Here is a 19,870-nt window from a genome sequence, read left to right as displayed (position 1 = left end):
TCACAGCAAGATTTAGTTAGAGAGTTTTTGTTTTACTTTTGAGTACGGTTACTGCTGAATGAGTCGCGGAACATTTTCCAGCCATTTTTGGTTTTTTTCCAAAGAACTAAGAATTTGCCATCGTCAAATACTTTTCCATGAGCATCAAAAGACTGCCAAAGTCCCTCTTCGGTAACATACTCCCGGCCATCTCCGTAAATATTTTTGGTGATGAACTTACCTCCTTTAAGACCATATTTTTCATACCCATCCTTAAAAAATTTTGCCATTTCAGCATGGCTACATAGGACAGGAGAGTTAGGTGGCAGCAAGCAAGCATCATCTGCATAATGATTAAGAATAGATCCGTCATTTTTTGCAATTGCGATAAAATAGGTAGCATTACTCGCGGCAATTTCTTTTTTAGCTTCCGCTAAAAATGTATTTCCCTTATCAGATTGAGCGTTTACAATAAAATGCCCTAATACCAGGAAGAAAACCAGCAGCGTTTTTTTGCAATTTTCCATATTGATAAATTTTAAGTTGTTTTTAACAAAAGTAAAACCCGGATTACAAGAAAAATTGTAAAAGAACGAACAAATGATATATTTCATAATATCATTATCTTTATTTATGAGAGATCGGGTATTTTTTCCATCAGATATTTTAAAACCTTTTGTAAAGAATTACTGGACATGCCGTCATGATGCGGATGTCATGGAGGTTATGTATCCGAGTGGCTGTATAGAGCTCTGTATAGACATTTCCTCTAATGATACTATCAGACACCGTGGAAATAATTCAATGAAAGTGCCTGATTTGGAAGTTTTAGGACATTGGACAATTCCTACCATGGCGGCTCTTAAGAAAGGTAATACGTGTATTATAACACGATTCCAGCCATATGCCAGTTCGCTTTTCTTTCCAAATCCGGCTTCTGATTTTACTAACGAGTCGATTGATCTCTGTAACATTTTCTACAAAGAATCTGATGATTTTTATAATCGCTTAATGGAACAACGCTCCATAGAACACAAAGTAGCAGTTTTGGAAACATTTTTAATTCAGCGGCTGATTAATAATAAAAAAAATAATCGCCAATTGAAATTAGTAGAGCATTTGTGTAGCTACGTTTCTAATACAGATAGTTTTGACATACAAAACTTGTCGGCGTACTATGGTTTTTCTGAACGGTATATTCAGAAACTTTTTATGGATTGGATTGGCATAACTCCCCAAAAGTTTTTTTCTGTACATCGGTTTAATAGAAGCCTTGAGTTATTACGCTCATCCCAGGCATCGCTGACTTCAATAGCTTTTGAATGCGGATATTATGATCAGGCGCACTTTATTAAGGAATTTAAATCATATACCGGTTTAACGCCCTCTCAGGTGAAAAAACTTTAGAATAATTCTGTATTCCATCAGAAAAGCGGGCAGGATTTGGGTACAATGAAAGAATCAGGCAGTACTACGAATTCAAATCCAATAACTGCTAGGATACAGAGGATAAAAAATGGAGACTAAGGGTGTGCCACCGCTTTTTTTTAAACCGGATGATCGGGATAGCCTGCTAAATGACAACCTGTAACAAGCTTTATTTCACTGTAAGTTCGGGCATGAGTACCATAGTATTGGCGACTTATTAATTTCAGGGTAGATTATTTATATTTCGGTGATCAGATAAAGGAATTGCCATTTTATCTCGTTAATTGCGAATTTATTTTACTTTTATGCTATCTTAGTGTACCGGCCTGCTAAAGGCCAGGTTCCCAATTTCAAAGATCTCAACTAAATTTTAATGCGTGTAAAAGTTTATATTGTCGTTTCAGTGTTGTTTTTTGCTTACACAAACAATTTTGCGCAAAATCGCCAGTATCAGTTTTCACGACTTAATATAAGCAACGGGCTATCACACAACCAGGTTAATTGCATATTTAAAGATCGCAAAGGCTTCATGTGGTTCGGCACGGCTTCTGGCCTTAACCGTTATGACGGTTATACTTTTAAAGTATTCAAGCACGACGTAAATAATGAAAATTCCATTAATGAGGATTACATAGTTAATATTGGGGAAGGGCCCGACAAAAAATTATGGATAACAACCCCTGCTGGATATTCTTTTTATGACCCCGAAACGGAGCAGTTTAACAATGATGTATCGTCAGTACTTTATTCTTTCAAGCTTCCGGGGTTTCCGTCCATTAGAAAAATACTTAATAACGGGAAAGGCGACTTTTGGTTTTTGTGCCCTAATTCGGGCCTTTACAGGTATAATGAACTAAAAAGAACTGCCACGCGTTATTATCATCACCATACTTCCAACCCGTCATTATATTCAAATTTTGTTACAGACATTGTGCAAGATACAACCGGCAATATATGGCTTGCTTATGACGACGGTGTAATAGAGCTATTTGATGTAAAACGCAATGCAATTACGTACCATACCGAGGTTTTTAAAAAAGCTGCCAATAACAGGGGTAGAGACTACTCGGTAACCATCGATAGCGAAGGCGATCTCTGGGTGTTTAACCCCAATATGGATTCCGGCATTTATTATTACAGCCGTCGTACCGGACGGTTTCGGTACATCACAAAAGAATCGTCAGAAACACCGCTTACCTCAAACAACATCACTAATATTATTCAGGCCGACGACGGCCTTATGTGGATCTCCACTGATCATGGCGGCATAAACTTATTGGATAAAAAAAGCGGAAAAATTACTTACTTATTAAATAGGGAAGATGACGCAAAATCATTGGGACAGAACACTGTAGCGCTTTATAAAGACAATAAAGGCATTATGTGGGCTCGCACGCTTAGAGAGGGGGTAAGTTATTATCATAAAAATATTATCAGGTTCCCGTTATACAGACACTTCGCCTCAGATTCCCGGAGTCTTAGTTTTGAAGATGTTAATAAATTTGCTGAGGATAAAAACGGTAATTTATGGATTGGGACTAATGGAGGCGGTTTAATTTATTTTGATCGCAAAACAGGCAAGTTTACCCAGTATAAACACGATCCGGGAAACCCCAATAGCCTCAGCAGTGATATTATTGTAAGCTTATGTATGGATCATGATCAGCAACTATGGATAGGTACGTATTTTGGCGGGCTGGATCATTTTGACGGAAGAAAATTTATTCATTACAAACATAATGAAAAGGTGCCCACGAGCATTGCTGATGACCGGGTATGGAATATTCTGGAAGATTCATCGAACCGGTTATGGATAGGCACTTTTGCCGCGGGTTTGCAAATATTTGACAGAAACAAAAAAATATTTTCCCCTCCCTTGAAGCAAACAGATATAAGGTCGTCTTATATATCCACACTCTTTGAGGACACAAAAGGTAATCTCTGGGTAGGAGGATACCTTGGGATAGATAAAATATTAAAAAATGGGCGTAGCGTTATACATTATAATAAAAAGAAGAACGACCCTAACGGTTTGATCAATGATGATATCCATAATATTACGCAGGACAGCCGCGGCCTGATGTGGATAGCGACAAGGGACGGATTGAGCATATTGAACCCCGAAACTAATCGTTTTATCTCGCTGAAGAAAAAGGACGGGTTGCCCGACAACCAGATTTTGAATGTATTGGAAGATAACAGGGGGACCATGTGGCTAAGTACATCAAAAGGGCTGGGCCGGGTAACATTGACACCAGGCAATGGCACTTATAAGTTCCAATTTGAAAGCTTTGATGAAACAGATGGCCTGCAAGGCAGAGAGTTCACGGTAAATGCAGCTTTAAAAACCAGTAAAGGGGAATTAGTATTTGGCGGTTCGCACGGCTTCAATATTTTCGACCCACAGAGTATACATCCGAATATAGATGAGCCTAAATTAATTTTCACCGATTTTCAGCTATTCAACAAAAGTATAGCAGCCAATGAAGAAGTTGACGGCCATGTCGTATTATCTAAAGCAATTTCGGCGACACAGGAAATAACGCTGAACCACAGCGAAAATGTATTCACCATTGAATTTGCCGGCTTAAATTTCTTTAACCCCAATAAAATAACGCACCAATATATGATGGAGGGTTTTGATAAAGGGTGGCTTACTGCAAACAACGCTACCCGGAAAGCAACCTATACCAACCTTGATGGAGGCGATTATACTTTTAAGGTACGGGCTATCAACCAGGAGGGAAAATGGAAACCCAGCTATATAAAATTAAAAATTAAGGTATTGCCACCGTTCTGGAAATCTACTTTAGCTTATGTTATTTATGTGTTGCTGATAACCGGGATTCTCTTTTTTATACGCCGGCGCGGAATACAAAAAATAAGAAGACAATTCATTGCAGAGAAAGAAAAATTTATAGCAGAGAAAGAAAAACAGGAAGCAAAATTGATAATTGAACAAGAGCGGCAGGAGATTAAGCGAATGCAAGATCTTGATCAACTTAAAACTAAATTTTTGACCAACGTAAGTCACGAGTTCAGGACACCGATTTCGCTGATCATGGCACCGGTCGAAAAAATGCTTACCCACGCTGATCAGGAACAGAAACAACAGTTGAGCATGATTGGAAAAAACGCCAGGCGATTGTTGAACATGGTAAACCAGTTGCTTGATTTTAGGAAGATGGAAGTTCAGGAGTTGAAACTGCATAACCAGCCCGGAGATATTGTGAAGTTCATCAACGAGATATACCTTTCATTTACTGATATCGCTGAACAAAAAGAGATTAATTTTATTTTTGATACCACGATTGATTCGTTGTTTACTGATTTTGACCATGATAAGATAGAAAGGATATTGTTTAACCTGCTATCAAATGCCTTTAAATTTACACTTCCCGGCGGCCAGGTAAGCGTTTTGCTTAATGTAGATAGCGAAACAGGTGACGCCCCGCTTGAAATTAAGGTGATTGATACCGGTATTGGTATTCCGCATGAAAAACAAGGTAAAATTTTCGAACGCTTTTTTCAACACGATATTCCGGAGTCAATGATTAATCAGGGCAGCGGCATCGGCCTGGCAATTACGCATGAGTTTGTGAAGATGCACGGAGGTGAAATAGCTGTTGAGAGTGAGCCTGATCACGGAAGTTGTTTTATCATTAAACTACCGTTTGTTATCTATAACAATCGGGATATTGACCTGCCATCAGACAATGACATTGATTACAATAGCGCAAACGAAATTACTCCTAATGAGGGTAAAACTATTGTCAAACAGCCGCTATCAAATAAAAGGCAGGTAGTTCTTTTAGTAGAGGATAACGATGACTTTCGCTTTTACCTGAAAGACAATTTAAAAGATGTATTTTTTTTAATCGAAGCTTCGAACGGGAGGGAAGGCTGGCAAAAGGCGTTATCGCAACACCCTGATATTATTGTAAGTGATATCAGCATGCCTGAAATGACAGGAATTGAATTGTGCAAAAAACTAAAGAATGACAAACGTACCTCGCACATTCCCGTTGTACTGTTAACCGCGTTAACGGGTGACGAAGACCAGATAAAAGGCCTGGAAATTGGCGCGAATGATTACATGACAAAACCATTTAATTTTGAAATATTGCTTTCAAAAATCAAAAATATCTTAACCCTTCGAGACACCTATAAACGCACGTACAAAAAACAGATAGATGTGCAATTGCAGGAAACTCCTTTACAAAATGAAGATGAAAAACTATTAAGGTGTATTGTTGAATATATAGAATTCAATATAACGAACGAAAGCCTTTCGGTAAATGAATTAAGCCGCAAGATGAATATGAGCCGGGTATCGCTTTATAAAAAAGTTTTAATGCTTACGGGAAAGTCGCCTGTTGACTTTATCCGTTCTATAAGACTTAAGAAAGCCGTGTATTTGCTTGAAACCAGCCAAATGACAATCAGTCAGATTGGCTACGAAGTTGGCTTTAATTCGCCCAAATATTTTACAAAAGCATTTAAGGATGAGTATAACATCCCTCCTTCCACCTATGTCAGTTCAATTCGCCAACAGAAACTGGAAGAAAAGAACAGTCAAATTTAACCAATTATTGTCAGCCCCTTCTTGTCCGCGTTACGACAGCCAATTAGTCCAGATTTGTTGTCACTGAAGTCAAAATTTTGTGAAAAATTAAAAAAACCATCAAGTGGGGTGGTTTTTAACGATTTAAAGTGTTGATTTTTAGAATATTGTAAAGTAGTTAACATTTTGGGTTGTATTCATTATCAAATTCGGTATTCCTTTCTTTTTAACAATCATAGTTTCATTCCCCAGAATATAAGTTCAAAGTAATGTGTTTAAAGATGTTGCTTTTAAACAATGTTCCACCAATAACCAATTGGACCAACAGTTAACTTTTTTGAATTAATAAACATGTGTCTGACTGCAACTGAAGTTTTTTAACTGATTGTTCGGGCAGTCATTTCATGTGAAGAAACTAACAGTAAATAGTTTCCAAAGGTTGTTTTGAGTATTAGGCTATCTGAAAAGATATGATAACAAAATAAATTATGAATGAAATAAAAACCAATTAATTACTAACCAAACCAATGAACCAATTATCAAACCTTAAAATCCTTTTAAAAGATGGATAAAAATTTACAAAGAAGAGTGAAATATCAGATTTCATTATTTATCACGGGCATGTTTCTTTATTTTTCTGCCCATGCGCAAACCGTAAATATTACGGGCAAAATAACAAGCGCCGACGATGGTGCGCCAATACCTGGAGCAAGTATTAAAATTAAAGGAACGGTGCTGGGGTCTATATCCAGTATTGACGGTAGTTATTCCATAGCGGCCGAACCCGGCAAGGTGCTCGTTTTTAACTTTTTAGGCTATTCGCCACGGGAAATAACTGTTAAGCAAGCTGGCGCAATTAATGTTACCCTCAAATCAACATCCAGCAACTTAGACGAGGTTGTTGTTGTTGGTTTTGCTAAGCGAGCAAGAAAAGACCTTACAGGGGCAATAAGTTCCATCTCGGGTAGCGAATTGCGCAAAACCCAACCCACCACGTTTGATCAGGCCCTGCAGGGTAAAGTTGCAGGTGTAGTGGTCCAGCAGGTATCGGGTCAGCCCGGTGGCGGCGTATCTATCCAGATACGTGGTGTATCTTCAATAAGCGGCTCAAATTCGCCATTGTACGTCATAGATGGTATCATTATTCCACCGGTTGGCGATCCCGGTAGCGGTTCTAATCCATTAAATGCTATCAATCCTGCTGAAATAGAATCGATAGATGTATTGAAAGATGCTTCGGCAACAGCCATATACGGTTCGCAGGCAACCAATGGTGTGGTTGTTATCACTACAAAAAGGGGTAAAGCCGGAGCGCCGCAGATAACTTATGATTTTTATACAGGTTATCAGGAAATACTAAAACGGATGCCTGTGGTGAATTTGCAGCAGTTTGCTACTATCATTAATGCCCGGGGCATTGTCTGGGGCTTTGATACCAGGCCCCAATTTGTCAACCCTCAATACCTGGGCACCGGTACCGACTGGCAAAAAGAATTATTCCGGAAGGCTCCGATGATGAATCATACGCTTACGGTAAGCGGCGGAGATGCCAGAACCCAATATTTACTATCAACCTCGTATTTTGACCAGGAAGGGATAGCCATTGGATCTGATTTTAAAAGATACTCGGTAAGGCTGAATTTAGATAACAAAACCACTAATTGGCTAAAAATAGGGACCAGCCTTCAATTGGCGCATGTTAATGAAAGTGTAAATTCAACCTCTGGTAATGTAATTGCCACCGCACTAAGCATTAGCCCTGATGTTGTGGTAAAAAATCCTGATGGTTCCTATGGCGGCGTTACCGACCCCGCCGGTTGGGTAGCACCTGTTGCCAACCCGGTGGCATTAGCCCAAATTGTAAAAGACCAGAGAAAGAATAATCAGATATTCGGCAATGTGTACGCCGAAATACAGTTTACCAAAGATCTAAACCTGCGAAGTGAACTATCTGGTAATTTCGATTTTAATACGGAAAATAGGTATTCACCAACTTATAGTTTTGGCAAAAGTAGTATCAGCCGTAATTTCGGTTCCTCAAATGCCGGCCAAAATTTTTATATAGCAATACGCAATTTTTTAACTTATAACCATAATTTCAAAAAACTTCATGTTGATGCCTTAGCGGGGCATGAATCGCAGGAGAGAACTTTTGAATCTCTTTACGGCGCGCGAAGGAATTTTGCTTCAGACAATGTGCAGGCCATTAATGGCGGGGATGCCAGCACGGCCACAAACTCGGGCGATAATTCACAATCAACCCCCACTGGCGGCAATGCACAGGAATCCTGGTTCGGCCGTCTCAATTTTTCCTGGGATGACAGATACCTGCTCACCGGCAATGTAAGGAACGATGGTTCTTCAAATTTCCCCACCAATAATCGTTGGGTTACTACCTATTCGGGCGGGTTTGCCTGGAAAATTAATAACGAGGCGTTTTTAAAAGGCGTAAAATCTATCAACGAATTGAAGCTGAGGCTTGGTTATGGGCTAACCAATAATCAAGGCATACCGGGCAATACTTTTGTAACCCAACTTACATCGGTGCCTAACAGCCTGTCAGGTACAGCGCAGTTTCAAAACAATTTGGCAAACGCAGCCGTGAAGTGGGAAAAAACTGATTATTATAATGCCGGGATCGATGGATCGTTCTGGAACGGGCGGTTAGGCTTTTCATTAGACGTTTATGACCGCGAAACACACGGCCTTTTATTACAGGTACCGCTTCCAGAATACTCTGGTACTGTGGCGGGTTGGGGGCCGGGGGCCATGCAAGCGCCTTTTGCCAACGTCGGCTCGCTAAGCAACAAAGGGGTCGACTTCCAAATCAACTCTACCAATATTATTTCTAAAAATTTCAGCTGGAAATCTACTTTTACCATATCGCGAAATAAAAATAAAGTGACCAGTTTAGGTGCTGGTGGAGACATGGCTAACTTAAGCCAGAAATCTTATACAATTAATGATATAATCGAAAAAACAGTGGTGGGCCAAGCTATTGGCGAATTTTACGGCTATGTATTTGATGGGATATTTTCAAAGCCAAGTGATTTTCAAAACCATGCCCGGCCTGCTGATCCCAATGGTAACCCTTATCCGGTTTCTTCGGCAGGCGGTGGTATCTGGTACGGCGACCGTATGTTCAAGGATTTGAACGGCGACGGTGTTATCGACTCAAAAGATCAAACCTTTTTGGGCTCCCCAATCCCGAAATTCCAGTATGGTATCAATAATACATTTAACTACAAAAATTTTGACCTGAATATTTTCTTCAGCGGCAGTTATGGCAACAAAGTATTCAATCAAATAGCTATACAGCAAACCGATCCGGGAAATCATGCCACTTTTTTCACATCGGTACTAAATTATGCCAAATTGGCTCTGGTAGATCCCAAAGGCTCTGCAACCGATGTTAACAATGTATATGTAACCAACCCAAACACTACCGTTTTTGGGTTGAGAAATGATAATACCAATACCAATAACCGGCCTAATAGTTTAATGATCGAGGATGGCTCATTCCTGAGGTGCAAAAATATCACCTTAGGTTACCGCTTGCCAGAAAGCCTTTTATCAAAAATATCTGTGCGGTCTGTCAGGGTATATGCCAATGTATCCAACGCATTTATAATTACAAAATATAAAGGCATGGATCCCGAGATAGGTTCGTGGAACCCGCTTCAGGCAGGTTGGGACAGCGGTTATTACCCGCAGCCAAGAGTATTTACTATTGGTGCAAACATAACCTTGAAATAATAAAACGATTATCGATTTAAAATATTTGTTTATGAAATCAATTCACAAAATTATCACCATCCTGCTATGTGTTGCCGCAATAGCCGGATGTAAAAAGAGTTTTTTGGACCGTCCGTCCAACTCGCAGATCAGTGCTAATACTTTTTACAAAACCACTTCCGAATTACGGCTGGCTACGGCAAGCCTGTACGCCGGTTCAGAGTGGTTTCAATGGAACACTCAGGGCTACATACCACTTGGCGACGTATTGGCCGGTACCGCCAGCTTTCCGTATAATGGCGATTTGGTACAGCTTTTTACACGAACTATTACCGCCCAAAATGGCCTTGTGACAAATGGTTGGGTTGGGTTGTATAATGTTATAGCGCAATGTAATACGGTTATCAGTGCCATACAGCAACAGGCATCTTCATCCATTTCGGCAACAGACAAAAATGCTGCCATAGCTGAGGCAAAATTTATTCGTGCCGTGGCTTATTATCACCTGGCGGTGTATTGGGGGGCTGTGCCAATTATTGAAGACAACAGCAAACTGTTAAAAGACCCGCTGCTTCCTCGTAATATTGTTTCGGATGTGTATAAATTTGTTACTAAAGACCTGACTTACGCAACGCAATATCTTCCCAAAACAGATGAAAAAGGCCGGGTAACTACCTGGTCGGCGCAGGGAATGCTGGGCAAAGTATATTTAACGATGGCAGGTTTAGGCAAAAGTGGCAGCCGCGACCAGGCCTTGTTGGACAGTGCCAAAAAATATGCGGGCAATGTGTGTAAAAATAGCAACTTGTCGTTGTTTCCCAGCTATTATGATCTTTTCAAGGTGCAAAACAACGATAGCCCTGAATCATTGTTCGCGCTCCAGTGGGCCGGAGGCGTGGGTTATGGTATTGGTAATGCCCTGCAACAATATTTTGCGCCAGATGGTAAAGTTACTCCTCAACAACAAGGCGGATGGGAGAGCTTAGCGCCAAGCTATGATTTATACCAGATGTATTCGGGTAAGGATACGGTAAGGCGTAAAGCCACTATTATGCTTACCGGAGATTTTTATCCCGAATTGAATCAAGCAGGTGGTGGTTATACGGCTAAATCTCCAGGCCTGAAAAAACACATTATTGGCACCGAAAAAGATAACAACTTACCAACAATGGATTCCTGGTCATCTCCCGAACATAATGCAATTCTTAGGTTGGCCGATGTGTATTTGGTATATGCCGAAGCTATTTTGGGTAACGATGGTACTACAAGTAATGGTGATGCTCTAAAGTATTTCAATGCTGTGCGCGCAAGGGCCGGCGTGGATATTGTGACTGCAATAACCCCAACTTTACTACGCACGGAAAGAAGGGTTGAACTTGCTTTTGAAGGACAATACTGGATAGACCTGGTTAGGTATTCTTATTACGATCCAACTAATGCGGTGAAATTTCTTAATGATCAGGATCTTAATCACGGTCGGATTTCGTTTACTTATGATCCTAAAACGAAGATAGCCAGAAGGGATACTATTGCTCCGCCAGTTACACTTCCGGCAACTATCGCTTCATTTACGTTGCCAATTCCATCATCAGAGTTGACCACCGACCCTAAATTGGCACAGCCGCCGGTACCCTATTATTAATTAAAACATTTAAAATATTTTGTTATGAAAAAGAAATCATACTTAAGCTTGTATTTTTTGTCACTTGTCTTTATGATAGTGGCCTTACTGCCGGCTTGTAAAAAGAATGCAGATGTCGGCAGCAGTGCTCCTCCGGTTATTACGTCTATTAAAAGTTATGTAGCCTCACCAAATGACACGGTTTTAAATAGAGCCGAGGCAAAGGGCCAGTGGGTGGTAATAACCGGGCAAAATTTGCAAAATGCAACTCAAATCAATTTTGACGGGGTTCCAGCATCTTTTAACAATGCTTTATTTGCGCCTGGTAGTGCTGTTGTGCAAATACCTAACATACAGTTTGCAAAAATTGATACTGCTAAGCTATATACTGTAGACTATAAAACAACAGCCGGCTCAACAACGTTTTCTTTTAAATTAGGCCCGGCAGCACCTGCTGTTTGGACAATTTCAAATATATATGCCAACCCGGGTGATTCTGTTTTTGTTAATGGCGCAAATCTGTTTTTCGTTCGAAGCTTTTCATATAGGGGTACAGCAATCCCGTCGTTTAAATTAGATACTAACGGGACTTCTATCGGATTTTTGATGCCGGCTGCAACGACCAATGATCGGGTATTGGTAACCACCAAAATCGGTACGGTGAATTTTAAAATAAACGCGACCCCGGTCATAGCAGGTATTTCCAATGAAAATGCCAACCCGGGTGATTCGGTTTATATTTATGGCAGCTATCTTAAAGATATTCAAACGCTAACTTTTGCCGGTACGCCAGTTACTTCTTATAAATCATCAAAAGATGGGAGTTATGTTGGGTTCGTTTTGCCAACGCTAACGCAAAGCGGGCCGGTATCTGTTACTACAGATTTTGGCACAGGTACTACCGTGTACAAAGTGCACGATCTTGTAAGTGGTATAATTGCCAATATAGAAAATGATAAGTGGGGTATGATAGGCTGGGATGGGGGAACCCAAAGTACTGGCAACCCTGCTAATGCTCAATCGTGGCTGCCATACAATCCTGATTTTCCCGGAAATACTTCAAATTTTGCTGTGCTAAAAACCAATATTCTGGAGCCGGGAGAAGGCTATGGTGATGGTTGGCCGCCTGATTATCAACTTGCCTTTGATAAGGAGCAATGGATTCCACAAGCTAATTTGGGCGATTCTATTCAGAATTATGCATTAAAATTTGAAATAAGTATTCCGAAAGCATGGAATGGAGGTGCACTTAATATTAAAGTTAACGGCAAAACTACATTTATTTATCGTTGGGAACCATGGAAAAGATCCGGGACTACTGCTACCGTAGCCTACACTACAAAAGGTTGGATGACGCTGACGGTTCCTTTTACGGAGTTCCGTAAAACAGATCTTGATCTGGGCGATGGCAAAGGTGTTGCAATGACACAATTTTCTGATATACTGGATAGTTCAGGAAATGGTACGTGCTTTATATGGTTACATAACTATGGCGCTTTCAATACAGCAACCGGCTTTTATGGCGCTGTTGATAACTTGAGAGTTATAAAAATTAAATAAGCTAAAGCCCCGTGGCAGCATATGACTGCGGGGCTTTTAACTAATAAAAATTTGAGACTAAATGAGAATAGCCTTAAAAGCACAAAGCTCTGGCAGAAGCCCTTAATGCTATTACCTAAAATTATTGTACCAATTTTTTCAAACAAATAATGAACAATTATTAATATTTAAAACTCAAGTAACATGAAAAAAATCATACTATTATTTTTGGCTCTAACAACAGGGATGTTAGCCAAAGCACAGCAAACTCTGTATGCCGAAAATTTTGAATCAAATGTTACCGCCGTTAGTGATGGCTATATGTATTCATTTGCACCATCTACAAAGACAGGAAAATGGAATGGTGGAGTCGATTTAAAAACCGCTGACAATGCCAATATAAATTTGCGTCAAGGGTGGGGTGACGGATTTCTATTGAAAATAGAATCCAAAGGTGCTGCTGTTACCATACCTAATATCAATGTGGCCGGTTTTACAAATTTAAACCTGTCTTATGAATTTGTTGTTGAAGATGCAGGAGATGCTATAGTACCAAAAATTGAAGCAAGTATTGATGGCGGTGCTTCTTGGGTAACTCTACCTACAGTTGCTAGTGGTGGAAAGTGGTCTAAAGAAACAAAATCGGTTGCTTTGCCTTTAGGGAATTATAAAACAATAAGCCTCAGAATGAATCCTAATACTGTGAATGCTAATGCTATAATGTTTGATAATTTTATAATTACTGGAAAGCAGTAAGCCTGGCGACTGAAATCAGGATTGTATATAGTTTAGATTGAAGGAGTAAAATCAAATTACTCAAAATCATTTAAGTTGGTTAAAAATAAATCATTGAATTTTTTATATGCAGGGCAGACACATTACTATTGAGCCGGACCGCAACGCCACCTTTGGAGAAGAGGATGTGATCGATTCTGAATTTCAAAAGAATAAAACAGAAGTTTGTTGATTAAGGTATCCCTGTGGTGCTGGGTGAATATGGAACCTGGAGACGGACTCCCGAAACCAACACGGGGTAATCCTAAGGATACGCTGATGCACAACAGGTCTGTGGATTACTGGCTAACTTATACGACCAAAACTATGAGAGCGAATGGTATTTTACCATTCTGGTGGGGGGCAGTAATGGTTTTGACAGAAAAAATAATGTGGCTAATAGCCGGCGCATGGTAAATGCCATTATTGCAGGATATAAATAAAAAATGATATTGTGGCTGAAGAAAAAATCCTCTGAACAGTATGGTTCAGAGGGCTCTTTTAAATAAAAATTAAGACAAAATGAAAATTAAGTATTCTTTTACAATATTGATATCGCTTATTACAGGTATATCTTTATTCGCATGCAAAAAGGCGAAAACTCTTGACCCGCAACTAACAGTTAGTGCGTCTACAATAAATTTTACAGGAGATGGTGGAAGCCAGGACATAACCGTTGCAGTTAATGCCGATTGGAGCGTCGACAACCCAGCTTTTTCGTGGTTGCAATTAAGTACAACATCAGGCCAAAGCGGCAACACTGTTATTCATTTAACAACATTATCACAAAATGCTACAACGGCATCCCGCTCTGGTATTTTATTCATAAGTTCTTCCAACGGGCAGGCAAGAAGGGTGATAGTTTCTCAGGCCCCCACCTTATACCCAGGTTATAATACATTCCCTATAGCGCCAGATATGACCGGAATGACCAGTACCGCCGTGCAACTGGCAGCAAAAATGCAGATGGGGCTAAATTTTGGTAATACCATGGAGTCTCCAAACGAAGGTGATTGGCAGAGTAGTAAAATGACCGAATCGTATGTGAAATTTGTAAAAAGTTTAGGTTTCAATGCTGTACGGATTCCCTGTAACTGGGTTTGGAGTCATTTAAGCGATCGGAAAAAGGCAACAATTGACCCGGCCTGGCTTGCGCGGGTGAAAGAAGTGGTTGGATGGTGTGTTGCTAATGATGTATATGTGATACTTAATGCTCACGGGGATAATGGTTGGCTGGAAAATAATGTCAATGCGTTAAAGAAAGATTCCGTTAATGCGATGCAAAAGGCGATTTGGGAGCAGATTGCTACAACCATGCGCGATTTTGATGAGCACCTTATATTTGCCGGCGCGAATGAACCTGCAGCGGATAATGCCGAGCAGATGGCCATACTCAATGGTTACCACCAGACATTTATTAATGCAGTTCGCTCTACCGGAGGCAGGAACAGTTACCGGGTGCTGGTTGTGCAGGGGCCTCACACCGACCCTAATAAAACTAATGACTTGATGAATACGCTTCCGACAGATAAGATCCCTAACAAGTTGATGGTGGAGGTACATGACTACACGCCTGCTGCATTTACGATACTAACGGATGGAGATGCAAGTTGGGGCAAAATGGTTTACTACTGGGGGGCTGGGTATCATTCGACTATTGAGCCAGACCGCAATGCAACCTATGGAGAAGAGGATGCGATCACTTCTGAATTACAAAAGATGAAACAGAAGTTTGTTGATAAAGGTATCCCTGTGATGCTGGGTGAATATGCCGTCTGGAGGAGGACTGCCGCCACCAATAGCAATTATCTTCCTAAGGATCTGGATATGCACAACAAGTCTGTGGATTATTGGACAACTTTTGCGACCAAAACGGCTGTTGCGAATGGCCTTCATCCATTCTGGTGGGAGATAGGTTTTATGTTAGACAGATCTAATAATGTGGTAAAGGACCAGCGTATGATGGATGCCATTAAAGCAGGATATAAACAGTAATGGTGGATTAAAAGCTTTTACTGGAACAGCGGTACTGTGAATGGGCTATACAGTACCGTTTTCCGGTGAGCTAACTTTAAAAAATTTAGCTTAACGTATATAATTGATATTGATTGTGAAAAGATAAATCAAACTAAGAAACTGCTTAAAAAAGGTAATTTGAAAAGTATTATGATAGGATTTGGCAGCATTTTAAGGTCTGTAAGATGTGATTTTATGCAATAAGAGCTGAGAAACTTTGCTTATCTACCTGTCAAAACCATTCACAGCATTCTTAACAAATCAAATTTAAACAGCTCCTAACAAAAATGAACAATATAATAAATATGAAAAAAGGTATATTTTTAGTCTTACTATTCTTGGTCCCATCGCTTTCTTTTTCCTGTAAAAAGAAAGCGATGGAGCCTCAACTCACTGTTTCTTCTTTGCAAGTTGTTTTTGAGGCGAAAGGAAGTAGTTCTGATCTTTCCATTACTACAAATGGTAATTGGACAGCGGCGGCCAACATCTTATCTCCATGGTTCACCATAAGTCAGTCATCGGGAGGCCCGGGAAATGTTACGCTTAAGTTAACCGCGAACGCTAACAACACGGGGGCTGGCCGCGAGGCGATAGTGACTATCAACGCTTCTAATGGTGATATAAAGCAAATTCAAGTTTCACAGCCGGATAATGAAGATCTGGAAGCAAAATTCGCAAAAGTTTCGCCGAAACTTCTCACCAATAATGGGAATCCTTTATTAGATTTTATGTTTACGGCCGACCCAACAGCTATAGAATACAATGGAAGAATTTATGTGTATGCCACGAATGACCAACAACAGTATGAGAAGGTAGGAAAGGATGGGAAAAATAGTTACGAGTATATCCGTACACTGGTCATGATGTCTTCCGATGATATGGTCAATTGGACTTATCATGGCCTCATAAATACAGCAAAGCTGGCGCCATGGACTTTTACGTCCTGGGCGCCTTCCATTACATCCAGACTGGAAGCAGATGGTAAGACGCACTTCTATTTGTATTACTCCAATAGCGGTGCTGGCTCAGCCGTGCTTACTTCCACCTCTCCCGTTGGCCCCTGGAAAGACCCATTAGGAAAGAACATAGTCGACCATTCTGTTCCCGGTGTTGATGTCGATGTTCCATTCGATCCCGGGGCTATGATTGACAACCAAGGTACAGGCTGGCTGGTTTTTGGAGCCGGAAAGCCTAAAACAAAATATATGCCGGATAATGCCAGAATCGTCAAATTAGGACCAGATATGATCAGTTTGGCCAGCAGTATTTCTAAAATACCCGCTCCTTATTTTAATGAGGCCAGCGACCTTAATTTTATCAATGGAACCTGGGTTTATAGCTATTGTACGAGTTGGGATGAACGCACTGAATGGCCTTATAGCAATATTGCTAAACCAACCGCATGCAACATATCTTATATGACGAGTAAAACACCATTAGATCCGAATAGTTGGACGTATCGCGATAATTACTTTAAGAATACCGGCGACGTTAACGTGGGACCTTTGACAAACAATCACAGTCACTTGTTCAAGTTTAAAGGGAAATATTATCTTGCTTACCATGCCATGTATTTACAGGATTATTTTAACACTAAGGGTGGTTTTCGTAATGTGGGTATCGAAGAAGCACCGGTGGATGAAGGGGGTGGCGTGAATATACCCATGATCAACGCAACTTTTAAAGGTCCGTCACAAACTAATCTATTAAATCCGTTCGTTCTGCAGCAAGCTGAAACCACCGCAGGCACTTCGGGGCACGTCCAGTTCGATACTGTTGGTGTTGTGGGTAATATGGTTGCCAAAGGACAAATAGATAAACAATGTCTCATGGTCCGGGGAGCCGATTTTAGCAAACAGATTCCTGCCAAATTCGAAGCCCGTGTGAAAGGAAAAGGTACAATTGATGTTTATGTAAATAATCTTAAAGGCCCGGCTCTTGTTTCTCTTGTATGTGATGCGAAGGAATGGACTACGCTCTCAAAGCAAATAGGACTGAACATAGATAAAGGAGTAAGGAATATCTATTTTGTATTTAATGGAGAGGGTTTTTTGTTTGATGAATGGAAATTTTATTAGTCCGGTTGCTGGTTTATTGATGCTATTTATAAGCAGATGTTCGATCAAAGAGGGCTGTTGCTGCCGATTCGGTGAAACCGTTACGCCTTTCTTTTGAGAGCCAGGCAAAGTGCTTGATCAGCGTATGATGGATGCCATTAAAAGCAGGATATAAACAGTAATGTTGGATTAAAGCTTTCACTGGAAGCGGTACTGTGAACAGATAAGACAGTACGTTTCTGGCGAGCTAAACTTTAAAAATACGCTAAGTTTTACGATAAAAGATCAGAAGTAATGAAAATTAAATAAGAGAGAGTTTAGTTGTTTATTTATAAGTGAATGCCAGGGGCCTTTACCGAGAGGTTCCGGCATTTTTTAACTACCACAATTCTGTTTTCAACGTCGGGATCTTAACTCAGGCGTTAACTAAAATATGATACGAAAAATCTGTAAATTATTTTCAACATCAGGCAATGAACCTTTGCACAAAGTGTAATATTAAAGTAAGCTGAAAGAAATCAACAGTGATCTATTTGAACGCATGACGATTGCCGAGGCAAATGATACCTGGTTAAAAAAGGGGATATGGAAAATCAAATTATTTCAAAAGCGCCAGAATTAAATGAAAGTGAAATTAAAGCTTTGATAGAGAATTTTGATACGATTGGTATTTTGCTTAAAGAGCACCCTATTATCTTCAGTAACCCTATCTTAACGTCTGAGTCGAAAAAAATGTGTAACGATGGCTTAGTTCTTATTAAGAAGTTAACTCAAAAGTGTTTAGAACATTATGGGATGCGTTACCTTTCAAAATAAGATTTCAACTACATGCTACTTAAACATGTGTTATAACCTAAAGGAATAAATAATTATGAAATATACGATTGCCTGTATAATGGTGTTTTTGGTGGCTGGCGGAGTTTCGGCACAAAGCAAAAGCGAGGTGGCGCTTACCGCGAAGATCAACAGGATCATCAGGAAAATGACGCTGGAAGAAAAAATAGGGATGCTGCATGGCAACGCTTTGTTTTCTTCAGGGGGCGTACCACGTTTAGGTATTCCGGAGCTCACCTGCGATGACGGGCCATTGGGTGTACGCGAAGAGATAAAGCGGTTTGATTGGGCCTCGGCTAACTGGACAACCGATTCTGCCATGTTCCTGCCAAATGGTTCGGCAATAGCCGCCACCTGGAACCCGGTAATGGCCAACCGGTATGGCGTAGTAATAGGGGAGGAGGCGAATGCCCGGAAAAAGATGGTCATGCTTGCACCTGCATTCAATATTTGCAGGATGCCGCTTTGCGGCCGTACCTATGAATATTATTCCGAAGACCCTTATCTGAACAGCCAGTTGGCTGTTCAATCTGTCAAAGGGATCCAAAGCCAGCATGTAGCAGCTTGCATAAAACATTTTGCCGCCAATAACCAGGAGCTTAACCGCGACAGCGTAAACACGATGGTTGATGAAAGGGCTTTGCGCGAGATCTATCTCCCGGCCTTTAAGGCAGCCGTACAGCAAGGGAATGCTTACACGGTTATGTCGGCCTACAATAAGGTGAATGGTTACTGGTGTTCCGAGAATGATTTTTTATTAAATAAAGTGCTGAAAAAGGAATGGGGTTTTAAAGGGGTGGTCATGTCAGACTGGGCCGGGACACACCATACAGTTGCTGCGGCCAATAACGGGCTTGACATTGAAATGGGATCAAGCGGGCCGTATGACCGGTGGTACTTTGCCCAGCCATTGCTTGCCGCTGTAAAAGCGGGCCAGGTTTCTGAAAAAACGATTGACGATAAAGTGCGCAGGATTTTATGGCTCATGTACCATACCTCCATGAGTGCTGATCATCCTAAAGGATCAATAGCTACGCCAGAACATGCGAAAGCCGCTTATGATATCGCATCAGAATCCATTGTTCTGCTAAAAAACGACAATCATTTATTGCCATTAAAAACAAGCGCAATCAAACGCATTGCAGTAATCGGGGATAATGCGGTACGCACATTTGCCCTGGGAGGGTATGGCGCGGGAGTAAAGGCCAAATATGAGGTTACCGCCCTGGAGGGCATAAAATCAAGATTTGGCAAAACAGCCGGTATCAGTTTTGCGCAGGGTTACAGGGCCAATTACCTGGCAAGTAAAACCGACGAACAAAA

Annotated in this window: 12 protein-coding genes; 11 read left to right on the top strand and 1 reads right to left on the bottom strand. The window is 40.6% G+C overall.

Annotated features, from left to right (window positions below):
* Window positions 1-32 precede the first annotated feature (32 nt).
* A complete protein-coding gene (locus AB6735_RS19820; protein ID WP_370997747.1) occupies window positions 33-506 on the bottom strand; it encodes a hypothetical protein in 474 nt (157 codons plus the stop codon).
* A gap of 106 nt (window positions 507-612) precedes the next feature.
* Here AB6735_RS19820 and AB6735_RS19815 point away from each other — a divergent pair, with 106 nt between their 5' ends.
* The 11 genes from AB6735_RS19815 to AB6735_RS19765 all read left to right on the top strand — a co-directional run.
* On the top strand, window positions 613-1,386 hold the full coding sequence (locus tag AB6735_RS19815) for a helix-turn-helix domain-containing protein (protein WP_370997746.1): 774 nt from the start codon (window positions 613-615) through the stop codon (window positions 1,384-1,386).
* A gap of 394 nt (window positions 1,387-1,780) precedes the next feature.
* On the top strand, window positions 1,781-5,992 hold the full coding sequence (locus AB6735_RS19810; protein WP_370997745.1) for a two-component regulator propeller domain-containing protein: 4,212 nt from the start codon (window positions 1,781-1,783) through the stop codon (window positions 5,990-5,992).
* A gap of 543 nt (window positions 5,993-6,535) precedes the next feature.
* Window positions 6,536-9,727, top strand: coding sequence for a SusC/RagA family TonB-linked outer membrane protein (locus AB6735_RS19805; RefSeq protein ID WP_370997744.1), 3,192 nt, complete (start codon window positions 6,536-6,538; stop codon window positions 9,725-9,727).
* 31 nt (window positions 9,728-9,758) lie between these two features.
* Complete coding sequence (locus tag AB6735_RS19800; protein ID WP_370997742.1) at window positions 9,759-11,348, top strand: RagB/SusD family nutrient uptake outer membrane protein; 1,590 nt, start codon at window positions 9,759-9,761, stop codon at window positions 11,346-11,348.
* A 24-nt stretch (window positions 11,349-11,372) separates the two neighbouring features.
* Complete coding sequence (locus tag AB6735_RS19795; RefSeq protein ID WP_370997740.1) at window positions 11,373-12,887, top strand: glycan-binding surface protein; 1,515 nt, start codon at window positions 11,373-11,375, stop codon at window positions 12,885-12,887.
* A 183-nt stretch (window positions 12,888-13,070) separates the two neighbouring features.
* Window positions 13,071-13,622 carry a hypothetical protein gene (locus AB6735_RS19790; RefSeq protein WP_370997738.1) on the top strand — a complete coding sequence of 184 codons (552 nt, stop codon included), beginning with the start codon at window positions 13,071-13,073 and terminating at the stop codon, window positions 13,620-13,622.
* 240 nt (window positions 13,623-13,862) lie between these two features.
* Entirely contained in the window at window positions 13,863-14,057 is a 195-nt protein-coding gene (locus AB6735_RS19785; RefSeq protein ID WP_370997737.1) for a hypothetical protein, read from the top strand.
* 105 nt (window positions 14,058-14,162) lie between these two features.
* Window positions 14,163-15,635, top strand: a complete 1,473-nt coding sequence (locus AB6735_RS19780) for a cellulase family glycosylhydrolase (protein WP_370997735.1) — start codon at window positions 14,163-14,165, stop codon at window positions 15,633-15,635.
* Between the two features lie 326 nt (window positions 15,636-15,961).
* Window positions 15,962-17,734, top strand: a complete 1,773-nt coding sequence (locus tag AB6735_RS19775) for a family 43 glycosylhydrolase (RefSeq protein ID WP_370997734.1) — start codon at window positions 15,962-15,964, stop codon at window positions 17,732-17,734.
* Between the two features lie 564 nt (window positions 17,735-18,298).
* Window positions 18,299-18,529 carry a hypothetical protein gene (locus AB6735_RS19770; protein WP_370997732.1) on the top strand — a complete coding sequence of 77 codons (231 nt, stop codon included), beginning with the start codon at window positions 18,299-18,301 and terminating at the stop codon, window positions 18,527-18,529.
* A gap of 55 nt (window positions 18,530-18,584) precedes the next feature.
* A partial coding sequence (locus AB6735_RS19765) for a glycoside hydrolase family 3 protein (protein ID WP_370997729.1) occupies window positions 18,585-19,870 on the top strand: 1,286 nt, incomplete at its 3' end.

Source organism: Mucilaginibacter sp. RCC_168, from assembly GCF_041355315.1.
GTDB lineage: Bacteria > Bacteroidota > Bacteroidia > Sphingobacteriales > Sphingobacteriaceae > Mucilaginibacter.
This window is presented reverse-complemented; position numbering and strand designations above follow the sequence as displayed.

Bases quoted from the DNA above. Each gene is read 5' to 3' on its own strand.
- AB6735_RS19790 (WP_370997738.1), top strand. From the start codon at position 13,071: ATGAAAAAAATCATACTATTATTTTTGGCTCTAACAACAGGGATGTTA.
- AB6735_RS19795 (WP_370997740.1), top strand. From the start codon at position 11,373: ATGAAAAAGAAATCATACTTAAGCTTGTATTTTTTGTCACTTGTCTTT.
- AB6735_RS19820 (WP_370997747.1), bottom strand. From the start codon at position 506: ATGGAAAATTGCAAAAAAACGCTGCTGGTTTTCTTCCTGGTATTAGGG.
- AB6735_RS19810 (WP_370997745.1), top strand. From the start codon at position 1,781: ATGCGTGTAAAAGTTTATATTGTCGTTTCAGTGTTGTTTTTTGCTTAC.
- AB6735_RS19800 (WP_370997742.1), top strand. From the start codon at position 9,759: ATGAAATCAATTCACAAAATTATCACCATCCTGCTATGTGTTGCCGCA.
- AB6735_RS19775 (WP_370997734.1), top strand. From the start codon at position 15,962: ATGAAAAAAGGTATATTTTTAGTCTTACTATTCTTGGTCCCATCGCTT.
- AB6735_RS19770 (WP_370997732.1), top strand. From the start codon at position 18,299: ATGGAAAATCAAATTATTTCAAAAGCGCCAGAATTAAATGAAAGTGAA.
- AB6735_RS19785 (WP_370997737.1), top strand. From the start codon at position 13,863: ATGGAACCTGGAGACGGACTCCCGAAACCAACACGGGGTAATCCTAAG.
- AB6735_RS19805 (WP_370997744.1), top strand. From the start codon at position 6,536: ATGGATAAAAATTTACAAAGAAGAGTGAAATATCAGATTTCATTATTT.
- AB6735_RS19815 (WP_370997746.1), top strand. From the start codon at position 613: ATGAGAGATCGGGTATTTTTTCCATCAGATATTTTAAAACCTTTTGTA.
- AB6735_RS19780 (WP_370997735.1), top strand. From the start codon at position 14,163: ATGAAAATTAAGTATTCTTTTACAATATTGATATCGCTTATTACAGGT.